Source organism: Lacticaseibacillus salsurae (genome assembly GCF_045862175.1).
Lineage (GTDB): Bacteria > Bacillota > Bacilli > Lactobacillales > Lactobacillaceae > Lacticaseibacillus > Lacticaseibacillus salsurae.
This window is the reverse complement of the sequence record NZ_BAAFZI010000084.1, coordinates 1-6184: the sequence shown is the minus strand read 5'-3', so window position 1 is coordinate 6184 and position 6184 is coordinate 1. Positions and strand designations below refer to the sequence as shown.

The following is a 6184-nucleotide window of genomic DNA, read 5'->3' as shown; positions in this document are numbered from 1 at the left end:
CCTTGGAACCAAACATTTACCGGTACCGCCCAATCGACCGTCGCTTAAAGCAAAGAGGTCCGCTTCCCTGAATCTGGGAACGGGCCTCTATTGATTTTCAAGACGGTCTGTTATTGGGTGCTTACGATGAGGCTAGTGTACTGCGGGGAAACGGATTAGGAAATCCGTGCTGTTATCTCCTGCTTACTGTTATTAGGTGCTTACGCTTTGTCAGCTCTTAATCAAATTAAAAGGACCAAGGCCAGAAATCTTCGTGATTTCCGAGTCTTGGTCCTATTTTGAAGGGGGTTATGTCACACCACCTTTTAGTTCTTTCAAGATTGTTTAGTTAATCTTTCCACTTTTTTCTGAAAGTCAGCCAACTGGTTAAACTTCCTAAAGCCAGTAATAAGACACCTAGAGCTGAAACAGAGCTTTCTGATTTTTCACTAGTTTGTGGTAAAGCTTCTCTATTTTTAGAAGGATTTTTTTCTTTATCATTTACCAATGAAACTGTTTTTTTCTCATTAACATTAGTTTTAATCAATTGAGTTGGCTGTGTCGGTTGAGTTGGCTGTGTCGGTTGAGTTGGCTGCGTCGGTTGAGTTGGCTGTGTCGGTTGAGTTGGCTGTGTCGGTTGAGTTGGCTGCGTCGGTTGAGTTGGCTGCGTCGGTTGAGTTGGCTGTGTCGGTTGAGTTGGCTGTGTCGGTTGAGTTGGCTGCGTCGGTTGAGTTGGCTGTGTCGGTTGAGTTGTATTGCCTGAAGTGCCAATCCATTGTGCATAGAGAGTTACATTGCTACTAATCCCTGTGATAGCTTGTTTGTCGGTGTAAGAAATCCCGCTACCATCTGCCTTAGTGTTCCAGCCTTTGAAAGTTTTATCGCCATTTGTATAACTATTGGTATCTAGTGTAATGTTACCATTGGTATCCGTTTCTTGGCTTGCCATCATGCCTGTGCCGCCGTTGGCATCGTAAGTAACTTTGCCGATAACATTTACAGTTTGACTGACAGGAATAGATACAACATTATCGTTAACATCTGTATAAGTATACTGCCACTGAACGGTATAGCTTCCTATTGGCAAGTCGGCACTCGACACTCCATCATTTTCATCTACTGTTCCGTAAGAAATTCCCTTGCTGTCCGTAATTTGGTTCACAGTTGTGAGATTGGCGCTATTGCCACCTGTCAGTGCAACATTTCCTGAATTTGGGCTATAAGTATAAGTGGTTGAACCATTGGAAATGATGTCCGTTTCTGTATTTGTGGTGGGTTGGGACACGACAACACCAGATTGTTCAACAGCTGACAGTCCTGTCACAGGGTCTGTATAGTCAAATGTTATATTGTAATAGCCAATATCTGTCGCTGAAAATATACCATCTGTCAGTGTAGAATTATTGCCTGATGGGTCTGTCAGTGAAATTGTCAAATCGCCATTTGCTAAGGCTGTTTTGATTTCATCAGTTCTCAAATTTTCATTGGCAGAGTTTTTCATGGTTAACCCTTGTGTGGTATCTACCGTTGAGCCAACATTCACATTACTTTGAGCAGGTACTGTGATGACGGGCTGCACTTGACCCGCAGAGAGCACCGTCACCGTTTGCATATCCGAACTCGGTTGCTCTGCGCCTGGGTAAGCCCATGTCACATAGTAAGTGCCACTAGTGCTGCCCGTTTCGTCAGCAGTTCCAGCAGGTGTCAGATTGTAAGTGCCGTCAGTATTTGCTGTCAGTGGCGTTTTACCGTAATTATCCACATCATAGATAGTTACTGACGGAAGCGCCTTGTCGTTTTCTGGGTCAGTAACTGTCACACCTTGTGTTTGTGGATTATATGTATAAATGCCTGTGCCATCTGCATTGACTGTCTTTTGAGCTTCAAAACTCTCGTCAGCATTTAACTTTGGCCCACCGACCACAGTAATGATTTGACTTGCTTTTTGTTCTGCCCCTGTACCATCAACATAAGAATAATTGATAGTGTAATCCCCCTCTACATCAGGGATAAATTGTGTCCCAGAAATCGCAGCTCCTGTGAAATCTGAACTATCAGGACCTGTGACAGAAATCGTAGCATTAGAGATGTTAATTGCCGAATTATTTGGATCAATCAATCTATAATAATGCGCAGCATCAACCGTGTTTCCAACAGCAATTTTTGTATCTGCATCAGTAACTGTCGTGAAACTAGCCGGCTGTGCAAGAACTTTACCGTCTACTGTCCCAGTCGCTCCAGTCCCATCAGTATAAATCACGGTATAGGTGCCAGCGCTAGGAAATGTGTAAGTGCCATCAGCGTTTGCTGTGATTGTCTGCGCTGTTGTAGAACCTGTAGGTGTCCAGCTAACAGACTGAATACTCGGTGTGACGCTACTGTTAGAGTCGCTGACATAACTTTTCATCGTGTTGCCATTTGCTGACAGGTCAATCGCTTGTCCTCGTGTCAAGTCCGGACCACTCGTTGTGGTAATTGTATTCGCGTTTTCAGCAGTGACTTGGATTGTGCTATTTGCTGACACAGTGCCCGTCGTGTTATCCAAATTTGTATAACTATAATTGTAAGTTAGCGTGTATTGACCAGGTATCTTTGGCGTGAAAGTATCTGCAGAAGCTGTCGTTTTCACGCCATTTGGGTCTGTGACCGTAACAGAGCTGATAGCACCAGAACCCATTTTTGATGGATCAGTGATTACTGCATTTGCACCGTTCAACGTGACAAGTGTTCCGACGATCCCTGACGTTGGTGCATTCGTTGGTGCAGATATCGTGGGTACCACAGATGTGGCATAAAGCGTTCCTTGCTGATTGATGCCAATCTGAACTGAATGTCCTGCTGTCATCGGCACCATAATATCTGCGCCACCTGCATTGAGCTTTTGTGCTGTACTCCAATCATTCGTTGTTGTAATGATAATACCCATACTCGAAGCACTCAGATTTGACAAGGTCACAGAATCCGCAGAGCCAATGCTTAATGGGACGAACTGACCGTCATAAGCAGTATTTCCTGTCCCCCAAACATAAGCATAAAGTTGCTGTCCCGTATAAGCTGTTGATGGCAAAAAAGTAATTGTCGCATTTTGAGCAGACGTTGTGTCTGCATGAGCAACAAGAGTCGTGGATGTCCCAAAGAAGGTCGTAGGACCCGCAACACCAAGTCCAAAAACAGCGAGAGTCACTGCACCGTAAAGCCAAATTTTCCCCGATTTCCAAGCACGAAAATGTGTTTGTTTCATCTGAGAATGAAGTCGATTCATTCTACTGTATATCATGTTTTCTCCTTTTTGATTTGCATCAAATTTGATGTGTTTTTTATTTAGAAAGTTGGATAACGGTGACTGTCAAATTTGACAGAGTAACAGAGCTATTCAAAACTTGATTAGCTGTTAAGCTACTATCGTTAGAAATTATCACGGTTTTACCTGTCAAATTTGACACCCCATAAAACTGACCACCTTGACCAATTTTGACCGAATTACCGCTAGCATTCAATATGACTAAATATTTGGTCGCACCCGATGTTAATTCTTCTGTGATCACTCCGTTTGACGCATTTGTGACATTTTCTACACCTATACTGGTAGGAGCCCAAGCAAGTTTGCTATAATCATCAGGCCAAAATTGCGGATTGGATTTTTTAAATTTCATCAAATTTCCAATAAAATTAACAGCATTTTGATTGTCCTTGACATTATCCCAATTTATGGCATTGACTACATCCCCCGCAACTACTGGGGTGTAGAGATTACTACCTGGCCAATAATTGCCATAGTAAGTACCATTACTATCCAAGCCAAAAAGTCCATTGTATGAATTTTTGGCAGTATCCCATGACGCAGGATACCATGCAGGTTTTTCCATACTACCCGATTGATAAGCCTGTGTCTGTGTAGGGGAGAGCGGCGTCAGATTTGACGGATTGACTAATTTGGACTGGTCAAACTCCTGTCCTGTTTCCATAAATGTCACACCGTTTGCAAGAATATTCGTGGCATTTGCGAGCGTCACTCGCGCTTGATGTGTCGCCACAGAATCATTCGGATCAGCTGACCAGAGTGAGTCATTTAAGGTGAAGCTATCATGACATTCAACATAATTGATAGACTGGCTTGGCGTCAAAAAAGCTTGCACTGTGCCATTTCCGTTCCAACCTCCAGAAGCCAAAAGTGCTCCTGCGACCGTTGTGGTACTTGCCGTATTTCCTGCTGCGAATCCACCTGCAGAACCTCCATTATTACTGATGGCGTCACGTTCACCAGGATTGAAAAAACCAATACCAGGAACATTTTTGTAATTATTGATAGACGTTTCAGGAATCTTATTTGCATTAGAATCGCCCCAACCTTCGCCATACATGATAATATGTGGGTCAAGTGCTGTCAGTGCGGCACGCAGTTTATTCATAGTCGTGCTGTCTAAAAGTGTCATTTCATCAAAACGGAAGCCGTCAATATCATAATTTTTCGCCCAGTAAGTGACAGAGTCAATAATGTATTTACCAAACATTTCGTGGTTGCTCGCCGTATCATTGCCACACCCAGATTGCGTATTTTTGCGGAAATAATAGCCCGGCTCGGTTTTTTCAAAAGCGGATGCTGACTGACTATAGACGTGATTGAGAACCATATCCATTACCACGCTAATCCCATTTGTATGCAAGCCTTGTACCATTTCTTTCATTTCATTAATACGTGTGACAGGCTTGACAGAATTACTGGCATATTCGCCCTCTGGTACCATTTCATTTTGTGGGTCATATCCCCAGTTGAAGTTATTCGGTTGCACAGTAGTACGGTTTCCCGCTTCGTTGACCGACGCATACTGACTGGCTGGCATGAGTTGAATGTAGTTAAAACCCTCGTTTTTCAGATAATCAAGTCCAGTTGCTGTACCTGTATTTGGATCAGTTGTTCCTGACTGAATCACTCCGAGAAACTTACCACGATTACCAGCCGAAACACCAGATGTTGGTGAGCTTGTAAAATCACGAATATGTAGTTCGTCAACGATGGCTTGTGTTGGACTTGCTACCCGCCAAGTTGCAGATTTGCCTTGCGCAAGTGCCAGATTTGACGCGAGGTTTGCAGACGATTCGACAACTGAACGATTTCCACCTTGTGTCGTCGCAATAGAATAAGGATCATTGGTTGTTTTGCTGACAGAACTTGTAGAAAGTGTTCCATAAGTTGACCCAGCATAATCACTAACGGTTCCGTCAGCAAAAGTTAGTTTGTAAGCATAAACCATGCCATTTTGATTGCCAGGAACGGTCAAAGTCCACACCCCAATCGTATTGGTTGCGTGATTAGTTGGTGTCGCTGATGTCCCGCGTGTCATTGCTTTCGCTGAGACCTGTGCCGCTGTCGGATTGGTATTCGTCCCATAACTTATCAGCTGCACGCTCGTCGCAGTTGGTGACCAGATTTTGAAAGTAGTACTTGTTGTTGAATAGTTAAATCCCAAATCTTTCCCCTCATAGGCCCATTTTATATCAAAAGATGTAAAATCATTGTTTTGCGTGGCATTTTTCTCGTCAGACAGAGCTTGTGTAGCATATTCTGATGAAGATGTAGCAAAAACAATCTGTTTACCAGTTCCATTGGATAGCAATGCAAAACTGATAAGCAGTAAGATTGGGAAAAGACAAATTCTTAATTTTGTCTTTTTCATTATTTAGCTCTCCTTATTATATTGAGTTTATAACGATTTTATTTATTTTTAACAATATCTTTCAAAGCAATAAGATAAATAAATAAAAGGACTTTTTTGCAAAAATGCAAGCGCTTGCAATAATTACTTAGTCATTATATACCTTGCAGTATCATTTTGCAACCTCTCAGCAACACAAGTATGTGTCAAGTCTTTCTCGGTTCCACTAATTGAACTATTCTTTTTTGCTCGACTGCCGGCCAGGACGACCTCCACAGGAATTGGCGTGGAACGGGGTGGGCACGACTTTGAGCCGAGCTTTGCGAGTCTCAAAGCTCGGCCTCTGTGTAGGCGATAAATCGCCAACACAGACGTCACCCCTGACGCCATTCCTGCTCCGGTCATCCTGGCCTACTGAGTGGGGTCAGTTGAAGATGTGTGCTAGGTGACCAGTGCCCGAACTAGTACTTGCGTACAGCGCTATACGTCCCTGATAAGCACCCTGGTGCGTTGTGGGCGCTGGCCCAAACAGCTGAAGGCTCCGAAGCGTG

2 protein-coding genes are annotated in these 6184 nt (G+C 43.5%); both read right to left on the bottom strand.

What is annotated here, in order from left to right; all coding sequences use genetic code 11:
- Positions 1-328: 328 nt before the first annotated feature.
- Entirely contained in the window at positions 329-3256 is a 2928-nt protein-coding gene (locus ACKTSG_RS13370; RefSeq protein ID WP_407895461.1) for a KxYKxGKxW signal peptide domain-containing protein, read from the bottom strand.
- 40 nt (positions 3257-3296) lie between these two features.
- Entirely contained in the window at positions 3297-5654 is a 2358-nt protein-coding gene (gene pulA / locus ACKTSG_RS13365; RefSeq protein ID WP_407895459.1) for a type I pullulanase, read from the bottom strand.
- Positions 5655-6184 lie beyond the last annotated feature (530 nt).